This is a genomic window from Anaerotruncus massiliensis (ex Togo et al. 2026), from assembly GCF_030825285.1.
GTDB classification, from domain to species: Bacteria; Bacillota; Clostridia; order Oscillospirales; family Ruminococcaceae; genus Anaerotruncus; species Anaerotruncus massiliensis.
On sequence record NZ_JAPJQF010000031.1, the window covers coordinates 13,118 to 28,488 of the forward strand.

Consider the following 15,371-nt stretch of genomic DNA (forward strand, 5'->3'; position numbering starts at 1 on the left):
GCGGGCGAGCGGCGGGACCTGCCCGCTGAAAACAAGATGGGAGTCATGCCCGTCAACCGCCTGCTCATCTCGATGTCGCTGCCGATGATGGTGTCGATGCTCGTGCAGGCGCTTTACAACATCGTGGACAGCATGTTCGTGGCGCGGCTGAGCGAGAACGCCCTGACCGCCGTCTCGCTGGCCTTCCCGGCGCAGAGCCTGATGATCGCCGTGGGCACCGGCACGGGCGTCGGCATCAACGCCCTGCTCTCCAAAAGTCTGGGGGAGAAGAACTTCGAGCTCGCCAACAAGACCGCCGACAACGGCGTTTTCCTGGCGGTTATGAGCTTTTTGGCGTTCGCGCTGGGCGGGATTTTCCTGACGCGGCCCTTCTTCCTGCTCCAGACGGGCAACGCCGCGATCGTCGAGGACGGCGTTTCCTACCTGACGATCTGCTGCGTCTGCTCCTTCGGGCTCTTCGGGCAGGTCACGCTGGAAAAGCTGCTCCAGTCGACCGGGCGCACCTTCTATACGATGATTACGCAGGGCACCGGCGCGATCATCAACATCATCCTCGACCCGATCATGATCTTCGGCCTGCTGGGCTGCCCGCGCATGGGCGTCGCGGGCGCGGCGGTCGCCACCGTCATCGGCCAGATCGTCGCGGCGGCGCTCGCCCTCTGGTTCAACCTGCGCAAAAACCACGAGATCGCCCTCTCCCGGCGGATCCTGCGCCCCGAGGGCCGCATCGTGCGCAAGATCTATTCGGTCGGGCTTCCCTCGATCGTCATGGCCTCCATCGGCTCGGTGATGACCTTCGGCATGAATAAGATCCTCATCGCCTTCACCTCGACCGCCACGGCGGTGTTCGGCGTCTACTTCAAGCTCCAGAGCTTCGTCTTCATGCCCACCTTCGGGCTCAACAACGGCATGGTGCCGATCATCTCCTACAACTTCGGCGCGCGCAAGCCCGACCGCATGAAACAGACCATCCGGCTGAGCGTCCTGTACGCGGTCGGCATGCTGACCTTCGGGCTCGTGATCTTCTGGCTCTTCACCCCGCAGCTGCTTTCGATCTTCAACGCCTCCGAAACGATGCTCGCCATCGGCGTGCCCGCCCTGCGGATCATCAGCCTGAGCTTCCTCTTCGCCGGGTTCTGCATCATCACCCTTTCGGTCTGCCAGGCGCTCGGGCACGGCCTGCTCAGCCTCACCGTCTCGGTCGTCCGCCAGCTGGTCGTGCTGCTGCCCTCCGCCTTCCTCCTCGCCCGGTTCGGCGGGCTCTCGGCGGTGTGGTGGGCCTTCCCCTTCGCGGAGCTCTTTTCGCTGACCCTCTGCGTGGTCTACATGCGCCACCTCTACCGCTCCGAGATCAAGCCGCTCGAGGAAAGCGCGGCGGAGGGCTGATTGCCTGAAAATTCACCGCATCAGCGCGGAAAAATTGGCGGGGAAACGATTGCATCCGCCATGGAGAAACTGGTATAATGGACGCGGAACCCCCCAACAATTTATTATGAGGAGAGAGAATTCACTATGGGTAAGAAACTTGCCGCGCTGCTGCTCGCCGGATGCCTGCTGCTCGCCGCCGCGGGATGCGGCGCGAAGGACGTCCTCGAGGACGTGGGCACCGAGATCAAGGCGGACGGCCGCGCGCACGGCCAGACGACCTCCCATTCGGAAGGGGAGACCGCGAAGACCGCGTTCTTTGAGTACACGGTCAACTCCGCGCGCATGGAGCCGGAGCTCGAGGACTATACCCCCACCGACCCGAACCACACCTTTGTGGTGGTCAACATTACCGTGAAGAACACCTTTGAGGACGACGCGAAGATCCCCATGTTCTATACCGACTTCACCCTGACCTGGGACGGCATGGGAGATACGACGGTCTATCCCGAATCGGAGTTTGCCGAGGGACAGCTCCCCGACGAGTATGAGCTCTTCAAGGGCGAGAGCCGCACGGGCGACCTGATCTTTGTCGCCCCGGCCGACGCGAAGGGCTTCAGCCTCCGGTATATCGAAGTCTGGGACGACGATTTCGAGGGGAACAGCTACTTCATCCCCTTCTCCGTGGGCTGAACGGGATTTTAAAAGCTGACGCGGCGGGATGTTCCGCCGCCGGAAAGGATGGGAACGATGCTCGAACAGATTCGTGAAGAGGCGCGCCGCGCGGTGCTGGAGCTGCTGCCGCAGGCGCGGCTCCAGCGGGGAGACATCCTGGTGGTCGGCTGCTCGACGAGCGAGGTGGCGGGGGAGCGGATCGGCTCCGCCTCCAACACCGACATCGCGGCGGCGGTCTTTGAGGGCGTCCACCCCGTGCTCGCGCGGGCGGGCATCTTTTTGGCGGCGCAGTGCTGCGAGCACCTCAACCGCGCGCTCATCCTCGAGCGGGAGGCGGCGCGCCTCTACCGGCTCGAGCCGGTGAACGTGGTGCCCCAGCCCAAGGCGGGCGGCTCCTTTGCCACGGCCGCGTGGGCGGGCTTCGATGCCCCCGCCGCGGTCGAGCATGTCCGCGCGAAGGCGGGCATCGACATCGGCGACACGCTGATCGGCATGCACCTGTGCGAGGTCGCGGTGCCGGTGCGCATCCAGGTGAAGCGCATCGGCGAGGCGAACGTCGTCTGCGCGCGCACCCGCCCCAAGTTTATCGGCGGCGCCCGCGCCCACTACGACGAGGACCTGCTGTAAACCAAAAAAGCCGCCCTTATGGGCGGCTTTTTTCTTTGCGGGGATCAAAACGGCCGCCCCGCGGCGGCCGTCTGTCTGTACCTTATGGCCCGCCGGGGGCAGGGGCCTCACTGGTTATCCAGCTCGTCGATCTCCTGCTCGAGGGCGGCGATGCTGCTCTCCCATTTGGTGATCTCGTCCTGGTTGCCATGCGTTTCGGCGCGGCGCAGGCCGAGCTTGTAAATGGTGAGACGGCTTTTCATGCTGGATAGGTTCTTTGTGGTGGACATGGGAAAACACCTCGCATTTCCATTCAACGGTTCCGTTGCGTACAGCGGCCCTCCTGCACTCCACCGCGAAAAATCCTGCACAAAAGGGCGCTTCGCCCCGCTGGGATTCCCGGAAGATGCCGGCCGCCTCCATTCGTTCAACAGTACCAATGATAGCACAAATCCGCATAAAATGCAAGTCTGCGGGGATTCTGCTGCAAAATGGAGGCGCGCGCAGGGAGGAATTGACAAAGGGGGCGGGTTGTGCTAAGATATATTTGTAGCAACATGCGCATTTGAAAACTGAATCGCCCCGGGGGAGTAGTCGGCACGTTCGGTGCAGTTAAATCAACATCTCGGGCCATTTGGCCGTGGTTTAACTTGAAATGACAAGACCTGTGTTTCGTTTTCCGGAACACAGGTCTTTTTTGTTTGGCGGCGGGGCAAGATAAATCAGGAAAAGGGGAGTTGCAAATGGAATTTCTGCTGCGCGGCGTCACGGCCATCACCTGGCAGCAACTGGTTATGTATGCGATCGGCGGGCTGCTCATCTATCTGGCGATCGAAAAGGGGTTCGAGCCTGCCCTGCTCATGCCGATGGGCTTCGGCGCGATCCTTGTGAACCTGCCCTTCTCCGGAGTGCTCGACCAGGTGCTCCAGGGCGGCATCCCCGCGCCGGGCATCATCCAGTGGCTCTTCCAGACGCTGATCGACGCGTCGGAGGCGCTGCCCATCCTGCTCTTCATCGGCATCGGCGCGATGATCGACTTCGGGCCGCTGCTCTCCAACCCCAAGATGATGATCTTTGGCGCGGCGGCCCAGTTCGGCATCTTCTTCACCTTCTCGCTCGTGACCCTGCTCGGGCCGTGGTTCGGCTTCACCCTCGCGGACGCGGCCTCGATCGGCATCATCGGCGCGGCCGACGGCCCCACCTCGATCCTCGTCTCGAAGATTTTCGGCACCCCCTATTTCGGGGCGATCGCGGTGGCGGCCTACTCCTATATGGCGCTCGTGCCGATCGTCCAGCCGTTTGCCATCCGCCTGGTCACCACCCGGAAGGAACGCCGCATCCGGATGCCCTACCACCCCAAGGACGTGACCCGGAGGACCCGCATCCTCTTCCCGATCCTCGTAACGGTCATCGCCGGGCTGGTCGCGCCGATGTCGGTGGCGCTCGTGGGCTTTCTGATGTTTGGCAACCTGCTGCGGGAATGCGGGGTGCTCAACTCCCTCTCCCAGACGGCGCAGAACGAGTTCGCCAACATCATCACGCTGCTGCTGGGGCTGACGATCTCCTTCTCGATGCAGGCGGACGCCTTCGTGACCCCGCAGACGCTGGTCATCATGCTGCTGGGGCTGGCGGCCTTCGTGATGGATACGGTCGGCGGCGTGCTCTTCGCGAAGCTCATGAACGTCTTTCTGCCCGAGGGGAAAAAGATCAACCCGATGATCGGCGCGGCGGGCATCTCCGCTTTCCCGATGTCGGCGCGCGTCGTCCAGAAGATGGCGCTCAAGGAGGATAACCAGAACCACCTGCTCATGCACGCGATCGGCGCGAACGTCTCGGGGCAGATCGGATCGGTCATCGCGGGCGGGATCCTGCTCTATCTCGTCCCGCTCTTCCTGTAAGGAGGCTGTGAAATGGAAAACTTCATTATTTCCCTGGAGATCATGGGCCTTGGCATGGCGGGCATCTTCGCCGTCATGCTCCTCATCATGGGGCTGGTGGCGCTGCTGGCGAAGTTCGGCGGCAAAAAACCGGAGGAATAGAACCCGCGGGCGCGTTCCGGCGCGCCCCGGCACCGGTCCGCAAAGAGGGAAGGATGCCACCGTGGCGGAGCCGGGAATGGTCCCGCCGCTGGCGCTTTCGGGGCGGATGCTCCTGCTTGGGCTGGCAGCGATGGCCGTGGAATATGTTAAGCGGGGGGAGTGACCCCGCGCAAAAAGGGCGGACGGCCAGAGGCCGTCCGCCCTTTTGGTTTTGAGGGTTAAAATTTCTTGCGCAGCATGGTAAAATCAAAGAAGTCGGTATAGAACTCCAGCGAACGCAGCACCGGGCGGCTCAGCTTGCAGAAGCCGACCTCGTCGAGCAGGAGCAGCGCGTCCCCGTCCGGGACGCCGAGCTTCTGCCGGATGGCGGGGGTGGCGTTGGTGGCCGAGACGCGGGCGATGTCGGTGACGACGATCAGCCCGCAGTGGCGGTCGAGGATATCGAAGATCGGCTCCGACCAGTCGATGTCGGCGTAGCTCATGCCGTCGAAGAGGGAGAGCGCCAGGTAGTCGACCGAGTAGATGACGGGGATGCTGCCGGCGAGCACCCGCTTTTCGCAGACGATCACGCCCGCGCCCACGTCGATCTGGAGCTTTTCGGCGAGCTCCTCGTCGGCGTATTCGACCCGCAGGGAGATGCTGTCGCTGTGGGGGGTGTAGCCCGCGGCGCGGATGAGCTCGTTATATTCGAACTTGAGGTCGAGGCGGCTGGTGAGGTTGACGATCTCGCGGTTGATGACGGTCCCGATGCCGCGCACCCGCTCGATGAGCCCCTCCCGCTCGAGGTCGGAGAGGGCGTCGCGGATGACGGTGCGGCTGACGCCGAGCCGTTCGGACAGCTCCACCTCGCTGGGCAGCCGGTCCGCCTGCTGGAAGACGCCCTCCGAGAGCTCCCGGATAAGCAGCGCGCTGACCTGCGTGGACATCAGCTTTCCCCCGAGGTGGGGCAGTTCGTATTCTGCTGGCATGGCCGATTCCCTCTTTCCTGCGAAATCGCCCGCATAGCGGACGGGCGCGACTGTGAGAACTCACAATCCGCCTCAAACTATTTTATGGAAAATGAATCTTGCTTTCATACTTTAAATAGGATATCATTATGAAGTAATAAGTATGACTTATACGCGAAACACACAAAAACTTTCCACAATCGCCGGGCTTGGAAGAAGTATATGTTCAATTATACTCGATATTTGTCAAAAACACAAGCGGCGATTGCAAAAATCTTCTGGAGGCAGTATTATGTTAGAGAAGACAACTTTCGCGCTCAGGGGCCATATTCTGCATACGCCGACCCCCCGGGCGATTGTCTGCATGCCGGAAAGCTACCTCGTCTGCGAGGAAGGGAAGACCGCCGGCGTTTTTACCGAGCTGCCCGAGCGGTTCAAGGGGATTCCCGTCGAGGACTGCGGGGACAGGCTGGTCATCCCCGGCCTCGTCGACCTGCACCTGCACGCGCCCCAGTATTCCTTCCGGGCGCTGGGCATGGACCTCGAGCTGCTCGACTGGCTGAATACCCACACCTTCCCCGAGGAGGCAAAATACGCCGACCCCGCCTACGCCGGGAGGGCCTACCGCATCTTCGCGGACGACCTGGCGGCCTCCCCGACCACCCGGGCGGCGGTGTTCGGGACGATCCACCGCCCCGCGACCGAGCTGCTGATGGACCTCATTGAGGAGACGGGCGTCAGGGCGCTGGTGGGCAAGGTCAACATGGACCGCAACAGCCCCGACATCCTGCGGGAGGAGAGCGCGGCCGCCTCGCTCGAGGACACCGCGCGGTGGATTTCCGAGACGAAGGGGAAGTACAGGAACGTCGCCCCGATCCTCACCCCGCGCTTCACCCCCTCCTGCACCGACGAGCTGATGGAAGGCCTCGGAAAGCTCCAGCGGGAGACGGGCCTCCCGGTGCAGTCCCACCTGTCGGAGAACTTCTCCGAGATCGCGTGGGTGAAGGAGCTCTGCCCCTGGTCAGGCTGTTACGGCGGCGCCTACGACCGGTTCGGCCTTTTCGGCGGGGACGCCCCGACGATCATGGCCCACTGCGTGCACAGCACCGGGGAGGAGATCGACCTCATGCAGGCGCGCGGTGTCTTCATCGCACACTGCGCCCAGTCGAACACGAACCTCGCATCGGGCGTCGCGCCGGTGCGCGCCTACCTCGACCGCGGCATGAAGGTCGGGCTCGGCACCGACATCGCGGGCGGCTTTTCGCTCTCCGTCTTCCACGCGATGGCGGACGCGGTGCAGGCCTCCAAGCTGCGCTGGCGGCTGCTCGACGATTCCCTCCGGCCGCTGACCGTGCCGGAGGCGTTCTACCTCGGCACCAAGGGCGGCGGGGAATTCTTCGGGAAGGTCGGCTCCTTCGAGGAGGGGTACGAGTTCGACGCGGTCGTGCTCGACGACAGCGGCTTCCCGCATCCGCAGGCGCTCACCCCGGTGGAGCGGCTGGAGCGGATCCTCTACCTGGACGACGGACGCTGTGTGCGCGGCAAATATGTCGCGGGCGCGCGCGTCAGATAAAACAGATCGGAACCCATGCCTGTCAGGACATTCCCCCGGCCGCCTGTGGCGGCGGAACAGTTTTTGTATGGGCGCGCGGAAGCGGACGGACCACCCGCGGCCGCGCATCTCATAGAAGCAGTCCGGCCGGAGGGCCGGAAACCATTCGCGCCGTGCGGCTGCGGCAATGCCGCGCGGCCAGATGCAAACTGTGAGGAGGTAATTCAATGACACAGACAAAAGAGAAGGGGTTCTTTGAGCGCTATTTTGAGCTCGAAAAGAACCACACCAACGTGAAGACCGAGGTGCTGGCCGGCTTCACGACCTTCGTGGCGATGGCGTACATCATCGTCGTCAACCCGACCATGCTCGCCGACCCCTTCAACATCATGGGACAGGCGGAATATGCCGCGCAGGTCCAGAACGGCGTATTCTTTGCAACCTGCCTGATCTCCTTCTTCGGCACCTTCCTGATGGCGATGTACGCGAAGGTCCCCTTCGCGCAGGCGCCCGGCATGGGGCTCAACGCCTTCTTCGCCTACACGGTGGTCCTCACCATGGGTTATACCTACGGGCAGGCGCTGGCAATCGTCTTCATCTCCGGCATCCTGTTCATCCTCATCACGGCGGTCGGCTTCCGCGAGGCGGTCGTCAAGGCGATCCCGCACTGTGTGCGCGGAGCGATCAGCGCCGGTATCGGCCTCTTCCTCGCGCTCATCGGGCTTAAGAACGCGGGCCTCGTGGTCTCCAACTCGTCCACCCTCGTGGCGCTCGTCGACTTCTCCAAGATGGGCGATCCCGAATTGCGCGGCCTCATCTGCTCCGCGATCGTCGCGCTTATCGGCCTCGTCGTGATCGGCGCGCTGCACGCCCGCAACATCAAGGGCTCGATCATCATCGGCATCGTCGTGGCGACGATCGTCGGCATTCCGCTCGGCGTGACTTCCTTCCACGGCTTCTCGCTCGACGTTGGCCGGCAGTTCTCCGACTTCGTCAACGTCTCCCTCTTCAAGATGGACTTCGGCGGGCTCTTCGCGGGCGCGACGAACATCTTCCAGATGATCTTTACCCTCGTGATGATCGTCATCTCCTTCTCGCTCGTCGACATGTTCGACACGATCGGCACCCTGCTGGGCACCGCCCGCCAGGCCAAGATGCTCGACGATAAGGGCGAGATGCCCCGCATGCGTGAAGCCATGATGTCCGACGCGATCGCGACCACCGTGGGCGCCTGCCTGGGCACCTCCACCGCGACGACCTTCGTCGAGTCGAGCACCGGCATCGCCGAGGGCGGCCGCACGGGACTCACCTCCCTGACCACCTCGATCCTCTTCCTCGCGTCGATCATCATCGCCCCGATCGTCGGCATCATCCCCAGCGCGGCGACCGCTCCGGCGCTCGTCTTCGTGGGCGTGCTGATGCTCAGCTCGATCAAGGACCTCGACTTCTCGGACATGTCCGAGGCGATCCCCTCCTTCGTGACGGTTTCCTTCATGCCGTTCACCTATTCGATCGCCAACGGCATCGCGTTCGGCCTGTTCACCTACGTGCTCATCAAGCTGCTCTCCGGCAAATACAAGGAGATCAAGCCCTTCACCGTGGTCCTCGTCATCCTCTTCGTACTCCGTTTCGCGTTCATGACGACCGGCTGATTGCCGCCGTCCCGTGCTTTTGCCTCCCGCCGCGGGCGGGAGGCAAAAGCACCTTGTTTATCCCCGCTGGTGCGGTTCTGTTTTTTTCTCGTCGGAATAGTATTACTTATGACTAATGAACACCCTGCCGCGCTGCGCGGCTTGCCGTTATAAATCGATCCCTCTAATTTATCCGCAAGGAGGCTTGTCATATGGGAATCGGAAAGAGCATCACCCGCGTGGACGCATACGAGAAAGTGACCGGCGGGGCCAAATACACCGACGATTTGCGCCCCGCGAACTGCCTGGTCGCCAAGGTCGTGCGCAGCACGATCGCCAACGGGCTGGTGAAATCCTTCGACCTCTCGGAGGCCGAGAAGGTCCCCGGCGTGGTGAAGATCGTCACCTGCTTCGATTCGCCGCAGATTCAGTACCCCACCCCCGGCCATCCCTGGTCGGTCGAGCCCGCGCACCAGGACGTCGCCGACCGTATGCTGCTCAACCGGCGGGTGCGCATCTACGGCGACGACATCGCCGCGGTCGTCGCGGAGGACGAGGTGGCCGCTTCCCGCGCCGCGCGGCTCATCCGCGTGGAGTATGAGGAGTACCCGGCCGTCACCACCGTCGAGCAGGCGCTCGCGCCCGGCGCGCCGGTCATCCACGAGGAGCGCCCCGACAACCTGCTGGCGCACAGCCGTTTCACGATCGGCGAGGGGGACTTCGACGAGATCGTGAAGGCGGACCCCTCCCTGCGGGTCTTCGAGGGGGAGTACGACACCCAGGCGGTCCAGCACTGCCACATCGAGGTGCCCGTCTCCTACGCCTATATGGAAAAGGGGCGGGTCGTCGTCGTCTCCTCCACCCAGATCCCCCACATCGTCCGCCGCGTCTGCGGACAGGCGCTGGGCATCCCGTGGGGGAAGATCCGCGTCATCAAGCCCTATATCGGCGGCGGCTTCGGCAACAAGCAGGAGGTCCTCTACGAGCCGCTCAACGCCTTTTTGACGATGCAGGTGGGCGGGCGCCCGGTCAAGATCGAGCTTTCGCGCGAGGAGACCTTCTCCTGCACCCGCACCCGCCACGCGATCAAATTCAAGCTCAAAACCGCCGTGCGCCCCGACGGCCGGCTCGTGGCGCGCAAGTTCGAGGCGTGGTCCAACCAGGGCGGCTACGCCTCCCACGGCCACGCGATCGTGGCGAACGCCTCCAACGCCTACCGGCACCTCTACCAGGATGAAAAGGTGCTCGACGCGGACGCCTACACCGTCTATACGAACCTGCCGTCGGGCGGCGCGATGCGCGGCTACGGCATCCCGCAGGTCGATTTCGCGATGGAGGCCCACATGGACGACATCGCGCGGGGGCTGGGGCTCGACCCGGTCGAGCTGCGCGAGAAGAACTGCATGAAGCCCGGCTACGTCGATCCGGGCACCGGCATCACCTGCTATTCGAGCGGGCTGCTCGCCTGCATCGAAAAGGGCAAGGCGCACATCCATTGGGACGAAAAGCGCGCGGCCTACCGCGGCCAGACCGGCCCTGTCCGGCGCGGGGTGGGCATGGCGCTCTTCAGCTACAAGACGGGCGTCTACCCGATCTCGCTCGAGACGGCGAGCGCGCGGCTCATCCTCAACCAGGACGGCTCGGCGCAGCTCCAGATGGGCGCGACCGAGATCGGCCAGGGCGCCGACACCGTCTTCACCCAGATGGCCGCCGAGACGACGGGCATCCGGCTGGAGGACATCCACATCGTCACGGTGCAGGACACCGACGTGGCCCCCTTCGACACGGGCGCCTACGCCTCCCGCCAGACCTATGTGAGCGGCATGGCGGTCAAAAAGACCGCCGAGAAGTTTAAGGCCCGCATCCTCGACTACGCGGCCTATCTCAAAAAGCGCCCGGCCGACACGATGGACCTGCGGGACAGCGCGGTGGTGGACGCGCACACCGGCGAAAAGCTCGTCGAGCTCGCCGACCTCGCGATGGAGGCGTTCTACAGCCTCGACCGCTCGGTACATATCACGGCGGAGGAGACCTACCACTGCAAGGACAACACCTTCTCGTTCGGCTGCTGCTTCGCGGAGGTGGAGGTCGACATCCCGCTGGGCAAGGTGAAGGTGCTCGACATCATCAACGTCCATGACAGCGGTGTGCTCATCAACCCGCAGCTCGCCGAGGCGCAGGTCCACGGCGGTATGAGCATGGGGCTCGGCTACGCGCTGGGCGAGCAGCTCCGCTTCGACGACCGCGGCCGCCCGCTCAACGGCAACCTGCTCGACTACAAGCTGCCCACCGCGATGGACACCCCGGAGCTGAACGTCGGCTTTGTGGAGACGATCGACCCGAGCGGGCCGTATGGAAACAAATCGCTCGGCGAGCCGCCGGCCATCCCGCCGGCCCCCGCCATCCGCAACGCGGTGCTCGACGCGACGGGCGTGGCGGTCGACAGCCTGCCGCTGAACCCGCAGAAGCTGGTCGAACAGTTCACCGCCGCTGGGCTCATCCAATAGAGGGGAGGACGAAGGGATGTACGATATCGAGAAAATCCACCTGGCAAAGAGCGTCCCCGACGCGATCGCGGCGCTTGTGAAGGACCCGTCCGCCGTCGTCATCTGCGGCGGCAGCGACGTGCTCGTCAAGATCCGCGAAGGCAAGCTCGCGGGCTGCTCGCTCGTGAGCATCCACGGCATCCGGGAGCTGGAGGGCATCTCGATCGAGCCGGACGGCACGATCGTCATCGGCCCGGCGACCACCTTTTCTCACGTCACCAACGACCCGCTGGTCGAAGCGCACCTGCCCGCGCTCGGCGACGCGGTAGACCAGGCGGGCGGACCGCAGCTGCGGAACATCGGCACAATCGGCGGCAACGTCTGCAACGGCGTGACAAGCGCGGACAGCGCCTCGACGCTGCTGACGCTGAACGCCGAGCTCGAGCTCACCGGCCCGGACGGCGTGCGCCGGGTGAAGCTGGAAAATTTCTACCGCGGCCCCGGGAAGGTCGACCTCGCGCACGGCGAGCTGCTGACCGCCATCCGGATCGCGAAGGCGGACTATGACGGCTTTGGCGGCCACTACATCAAATACGCGCAGCGCAACGCGATGGACATCGCGACGCTCGGCTGCGCGGTCCATGTGAAGCTCACGGCGGACAGATCTGCCGTGGAGGAGCTGCGGCTGGCGTTCGGCGTCGCCGCGCCCACCCCCATCCGCTGCCATAAGGCGGAGGGGCTGGCGCGCGGGCGGGAAATCGGGCCGGACCTCTTCCAGACGGTGGCGGAGGCGGCCGCCGGGGAGGTCAATCCCCGCACGAGCTGGCGCGCCTCGAAGGAGTTCCGCCTCCAGCTTGTGCGCGAACTCAGCCGGCGCGCCCTGAAACAGGCGATCATCCATGCGGGAGGTGCGGTAGAATGCTGAAACTGATTCAGATGACGGTCAACGACAAATCGGTCGAGCTGGCGGTCGACGAGCGGGAGAGCCTGCTTGACACGCTGCGCAACCGCCTGGGGCTCACGAGCGTCAAGCGCGGCTGCGAGGTCGGCGAATGCGGCGCCTGCACCGTGCTGGTGGAAGGCGAGGCGATCGACAGCTGCATCTACCTGACCGTGTGGGCGGAGGGGAAACACATCCTCACCGTCGAGGGCCTGCGCGGCCCGAACGGGGAGCTGTCCCCCATCCAGCAGGCGTTCATCGAGGAGGCGGCGGTCCAGTGCGGCTTCTGCACGCCGGGACTCATTATGACGGCGGTGGAGATTGTCGGCACCGGCAAAAAGTACAGCCGCGAGGAGCTGCGCAAGCTCATCTCCGGCCACCTCTGCCGCTGCACCGGCTACCAGAACATCCTCAACGCGATGGAACGGATCGTCAACGAGACCTACAGGGTCGTCGGGAAATAACCCGTTGATCCTGTCCCGGGCGGCCCCGCCGCAGGCGCGGCGGGGCCGCCTTTGTCAATCCTCCACATTGACTTTTCCGGAATTTGTGGTAATATGGTGAAAACGATATATTTTCGATAACATAACGGTCGGGAGGGACGCGGAATGATGCCAGAGGGGTTGTCCTTCTCGCTGCGGGTGAGCCTGCGGCGGTCGGAAAAGTTTTTCGGACCGGGCGTGGCGTCCCTGCTGCGGCTGGTCGAGCGGACCGGGTCGCTGCAAACGGCGGCCGCCGAGATGCAGATGAGCTACAGCAAGGCGTGGAAAATCATCCGCAAGGCGGAGGGGGAACTGGGCTTTCCGCTGATGGAGCGCCGCGTCGGCGGCGCCGGCGGCGGCTCCTCGAGCGTGACCGCCGGGGGAAAGCGGTTCCTCGAGCGCTACGAGCGGTTCCGCCAGGAGGTGCAGGACGCGGCCCAGAGGCTGTTTACAGAATGTTTTGAAGGCGGGGATACGAATGAAACGGATTAAGACGGAGGATGCGGTCGGGCAGGTGCTCTGCCACGACATGACGCAGATCATTCCCGGGGTGACCAAGGACGCGCGCTTCCGCAAGGGGCACGTCGTGACCGCGGAGGACATCCCGGTGCTGCTCTCGATGGGCAAGGACTACCTCTACATCTGGGAAAAGCAGGAGGGCATGCTCCACGAAAACGAGGGGGCGCGCATCCTCTGCGACCTGTGCAAAAACGAACACATGTCCGAAAGCCCGGTCAAGGAGGGAAAGATCGAGCTTTCCGCCACCTGCGACGGGCTCTTCTCCATCGATGTGGAGCGGCTCGACGCGATCAATTCCCTCGGCGAGATCATGATCGCGGCGCGCAGCAACCACCTGCCGGTGAAGGCGGGCGACAAGCTGGCGGGCACGCGGGTGATCCCGCTGGTGATTTCCGAGGAAAAGATGAACGAGGCAAAACGGATCGCGGGAGACAAGCCGCTGCTTTCCCTGCTGCCCTATCAAAAAAAGAGATGCGGCATCGTCACGACCGGAAACGAGGTCTTTTACGGCCGCATCAAGGACGCCTTTTCGCCCGTCGTCGCCGCCAAGCTCGAGGAGTACGGCGGCGAGGTGATGGGGGTTACCCTCTGCGGCGATGACCCGGCGGGCATCACCGCCGCGATCGAGGCGTTCCTCGCGGACGGCGCGGACCTCGTCGTCTGCACGGGCGGCATGAGCGTCGATCCCGACGACCGCACCCCCGCCGCCATCAAGGCGACAGGCGCAAGGATCGTCAGCTACGGCGCGCCGGTGCTGCCGGGCGCGATGTTTCTGCTCTCCTATCTCGACGGAAAGCCGATCATGGGTCTGCCCGGCTGCGTCATGTACGCACGCCGGACGATCTTTGACCTTGTGCTGCCCCGCGTCATGGCGGACGACCCCGTCACCGCGAAGGACCTCGCACGGCTGGGGAACGGCGGCCTTTGCCTGAACTGCGAGACCTGCCACTACCCCAACTGCGGCTTTGGAAAGGGCGGCGTGTGATGAGCGGGCTCACCCACATCGACCGGAACGGCAACGCCGTCATGGTGGACGTCGGCGGCAAGGCGGAAACGCTGCGCATCGCGGTCGCCAAGGGCCGCATCCGTATGAGCGCGGAGACCTTTGAGACGATCCGCACGGGCGCCGCGAAAAAGGGCGACGTGCTCGGTGTGGCGCGGGTGGCGGGCATCATGGCCGCCAAGCGCACCTCCGAGCTGATTCCGCTCTGCCATCCGCTGATGCTCACCAAATGCACGGTAGACTTCGAGCTCCTGCCCGAGACGCTCGAGGTGGAGGCGGCCTGCGCCGTCCAACTCACCGGGCGCACCGGCGTTGAGATGGAGGCGCTCACCGGCGCATCGGTCGCGCTGCTGACCATCTACGACATGTGCAAGGCGATCGACCGGGGAATGGTCCTCGGAGACATCCGTCTCATCCATAAGGAGGGCGGGAAATCCGGCGTGTTTGATCGGTGATTTGCAGATTTGCCGCTCAGCGAGCTGCGAAGCTGCCGGGTCCCGCCCCGGGGCGGTTTGAGATTTCCACCCGAGGGTCGGGGGCCTGTCGGTATGTCGACCGACGGCGGTCTAGGATTTTCCGCTCATTGAGCGGCGGAGCATGTCGGTAGTCGACCGACGGCGAGTGACTTTCTTTACGCCAAAGAAAGTCACCAAAGAAGGGCGCGAGGGGCTTAGGCGGCCTGCCCGGGCATAGATGCGCTCCTCGCCTGCGGCGAGCGCCGCAAAGCGGCGACGCGCATTCAAAGAGGGCCACAGGCCCCCTTTGGATTCCCCGTAGGGAGTCGCCATGCGACCCGGCCCGAAGGGCCGGAATCCTGAGAGGACGCCTTCGGCGGATGCCCGGAGCGCGCTACGCGCGACGGCCGCTCGCGGGCGCTCCGCCCCGCGGCCCCGGCTTGAGTCCGCTTCGCGGACCCGGCCCTGCGGGCCGGATTCTCTACAAGGATGGCCTGCGGCCAAATCCCTGCGACCCCAGCGTCGCCTCCGGTTGGCCTTCGGCCAAAGTCGGCGGCGCCCTGTCACGGATGAGCGAACGAGCCTACAGCATCCCGCCAGCCGCCGCGCCGCGGGAGCAATGCCTCTGCCCGAGAGTCTCCGGAACCGTACCGGAAGTGCGCCCGGGGAGG

Annotated in this window: 15 protein-coding genes; 13 read left to right on the forward strand and 2 right to left on the reverse strand. The window is 64.3% G+C overall.

Annotated elements, in window-relative coordinates; all coding sequences use genetic code 11:
- Positions 1–36 precede the first annotated feature (36 nt).
- From RCI06_RS09740 to RCI06_RS09750, 3 genes are all read left to right on the forward strand, one after another.
- Entirely contained in the window at positions 37–1,386 is a 1,350-nt protein-coding gene (locus RCI06_RS09740; RefSeq protein ID WP_101553256.1) for an MATE family efflux transporter, read from the forward strand.
- A 126-nt stretch (positions 1,387–1,512) separates the two neighbouring features.
- Entirely contained in the window at positions 1,513–2,058 is a 546-nt protein-coding gene (locus RCI06_RS09745) for a DUF4352 domain-containing protein (RefSeq protein ID WP_101551866.1), read from the forward strand.
- Between the two features lie 57 nt (positions 2,059–2,115).
- A complete protein-coding gene (locus RCI06_RS09750; RefSeq protein WP_101551864.1) occupies positions 2,116–2,667 on the forward strand; it encodes a TIGR01440 family protein in 552 nt (183 codons plus the stop codon).
- Between the two features lie 107 nt (positions 2,668–2,774).
- On the opposite strand, the gene RCI06_RS09755 is transcribed toward RCI06_RS09750, so the two are convergent.
- Complete coding sequence (locus RCI06_RS09755) at positions 2,775–2,936, reverse strand: hypothetical protein (protein ID WP_158595584.1); 162 nt, start codon at positions 2,934–2,936, stop codon at positions 2,775–2,777.
- A gap of 453 nt (positions 2,937–3,389) precedes the next feature.
- On the opposite strand from RCI06_RS09755, the gene RCI06_RS09760 reads away from it, so the two are divergent.
- Both RCI06_RS09760 and RCI06_RS09765 read left to right on the forward strand, forming a co-directional pair.
- Entirely contained in the window at positions 3,390–4,544 is a 1,155-nt protein-coding gene (locus RCI06_RS09760; RefSeq protein WP_101551862.1) for a sodium ion-translocating decarboxylase subunit beta, read from the forward strand.
- Positions 4,545–4,556: 12 nt separating this feature from the next.
- Positions 4,557–4,685, forward strand: coding sequence for a hypothetical protein (locus RCI06_RS09765; protein ID WP_256152701.1), 129 nt, complete (start codon positions 4,557–4,559; stop codon positions 4,683–4,685).
- Positions 4,686–4,903: 218 nt separating this feature from the next.
- On the opposite strand, the gene RCI06_RS09770 is transcribed toward RCI06_RS09765, so the two are convergent.
- Positions 4,904–5,653 carry a GntR family transcriptional regulator gene (locus RCI06_RS09770; RefSeq protein WP_101551860.1) on the reverse strand — a complete coding sequence of 250 codons (750 nt, stop codon included), beginning with the start codon at positions 5,651–5,653 and terminating at the stop codon, positions 4,904–4,906.
- A 271-nt stretch (positions 5,654–5,924) separates the two neighbouring features.
- Here RCI06_RS09770 and RCI06_RS09775 point away from each other — a divergent pair, with 271 nt between their 5' ends.
- The 8 genes from RCI06_RS09775 (at position 5,925) to moaC (ending at position 14,700) form a co-directional block, all read left to right on the forward strand.
- Positions 5,925–7,205: an amidohydrolase family protein gene (locus RCI06_RS09775; protein ID WP_306575865.1), complete on the forward strand. Its 1,281-nt coding sequence runs from the start codon at positions 5,925–5,927 to the stop codon at positions 7,203–7,205.
- Between the two features lie 206 nt (positions 7,206–7,411).
- Positions 7,412–8,836, forward strand: coding sequence for an NCS2 family permease (locus RCI06_RS09780; protein WP_101551856.1), 1,425 nt, complete (start codon positions 7,412–7,414; stop codon positions 8,834–8,836).
- Positions 8,837–9,027: 191 nt separating this feature from the next.
- Positions 9,028–11,322, forward strand: a complete 2,295-nt coding sequence (xdhA, locus tag RCI06_RS09785) for a xanthine dehydrogenase subunit XdhA (protein ID WP_306575868.1) — start codon at positions 9,028–9,030, stop codon at positions 11,320–11,322.
- Positions 11,323–11,338: 16 nt separating this feature from the next.
- Entirely contained in the window at positions 11,339–12,226 is an 888-nt protein-coding gene (gene xdhB, locus RCI06_RS09790) for a xanthine dehydrogenase subunit XdhB (protein ID WP_306575871.1), read from the forward strand.
- The gene (gene xdhC, locus RCI06_RS09795) at positions 12,220–12,705 is read left to right on the forward strand and encodes a xanthine dehydrogenase subunit XdhC (RefSeq protein ID WP_276872145.1); all 486 of its coding nucleotides are present in this window, start codon (positions 12,220–12,222) and stop codon (positions 12,703–12,705) included. Before xdhB ends, xdhC begins: the two co-directional genes overlap by 7 nt.
- Before the next feature lie 147 nt (positions 12,706–12,852).
- Positions 12,853–13,215: a winged helix-turn-helix domain-containing protein gene (locus RCI06_RS09800; RefSeq protein WP_242970861.1), complete on the forward strand. Its 363-nt coding sequence runs from the start codon at positions 12,853–12,855 to the stop codon at positions 13,213–13,215.
- Positions 13,202–14,227, forward strand: a complete 1,026-nt coding sequence (locus tag RCI06_RS09805; RefSeq protein WP_101551846.1) for a molybdopterin-binding protein — start codon at positions 13,202–13,204, stop codon at positions 14,225–14,227. Before RCI06_RS09800 ends, RCI06_RS09805 begins: the two co-directional genes overlap by 14 nt.
- On the forward strand, positions 14,224–14,700 hold the full coding sequence (gene moaC / locus RCI06_RS09810; RefSeq protein WP_373690853.1) for a cyclic pyranopterin monophosphate synthase MoaC: 477 nt from the start codon (positions 14,224–14,226) through the stop codon (positions 14,698–14,700). Before RCI06_RS09805 ends, moaC begins: the two co-directional genes overlap by 4 nt.
- The last annotated feature ends 671 nt before the right edge of the window (positions 14,701–15,371 follow it).

Bases quoted from the DNA above. Each gene is read 5' to 3' on its own strand.
- RCI06_RS09740 (WP_101553256.1), top strand. From the start codon at position 37: ATGGGAGTCATGCCCGTCAACCGCCTGCTCATCTCGATGTCGCTGCCG.
- RCI06_RS09745 (WP_101551866.1), top strand. From the start codon at position 1,513: ATGGGTAAGAAACTTGCCGCGCTGCTGCTCGCCGGATGCCTGCTGCTC.
- RCI06_RS09750 (WP_101551864.1), top strand. From the start codon at position 2,116: ATGCTCGAACAGATTCGTGAAGAGGCGCGCCGCGCGGTGCTGGAGCTG.
- RCI06_RS09755 (WP_158595584.1), bottom strand. From the start codon at position 2,936: ATGTCCACCACAAAGAACCTATCCAGCATGAAAAGCCGTCTCACCATT.
- RCI06_RS09760 (WP_101551862.1), top strand. From the start codon at position 3,390: ATGGAATTTCTGCTGCGCGGCGTCACGGCCATCACCTGGCAGCAACTG.
- RCI06_RS09765 (WP_256152701.1), top strand. From the start codon at position 4,557: ATGGAAAACTTCATTATTTCCCTGGAGATCATGGGCCTTGGCATGGCG.
- RCI06_RS09770 (WP_101551860.1), bottom strand. From the start codon at position 5,653: ATGCCAGCAGAATACGAACTGCCCCACCTCGGGGGAAAGCTGATGTCC.
- RCI06_RS09775 (WP_306575865.1), top strand. From the start codon at position 5,925: ATGTTAGAGAAGACAACTTTCGCGCTCAGGGGCCATATTCTGCATACG.
- RCI06_RS09780 (WP_101551856.1), top strand. From the start codon at position 7,412: ATGACACAGACAAAAGAGAAGGGGTTCTTTGAGCGCTATTTTGAGCTC.
- xdhA (WP_306575868.1), top strand. From the start codon at position 9,028: ATGGGAATCGGAAAGAGCATCACCCGCGTGGACGCATACGAGAAAGTG.
- xdhB (WP_306575871.1), top strand. From the start codon at position 11,339: ATGTACGATATCGAGAAAATCCACCTGGCAAAGAGCGTCCCCGACGCG.
- xdhC (WP_276872145.1), top strand. From the start codon at position 12,220: ATGCTGAAACTGATTCAGATGACGGTCAACGACAAATCGGTCGAGCTG.
- RCI06_RS09800 (WP_242970861.1), top strand. From the start codon at position 12,853: ATGCCAGAGGGGTTGTCCTTCTCGCTGCGGGTGAGCCTGCGGCGGTCG.
- RCI06_RS09805 (WP_101551846.1), top strand. From the start codon at position 13,202: ATGAAACGGATTAAGACGGAGGATGCGGTCGGGCAGGTGCTCTGCCAC.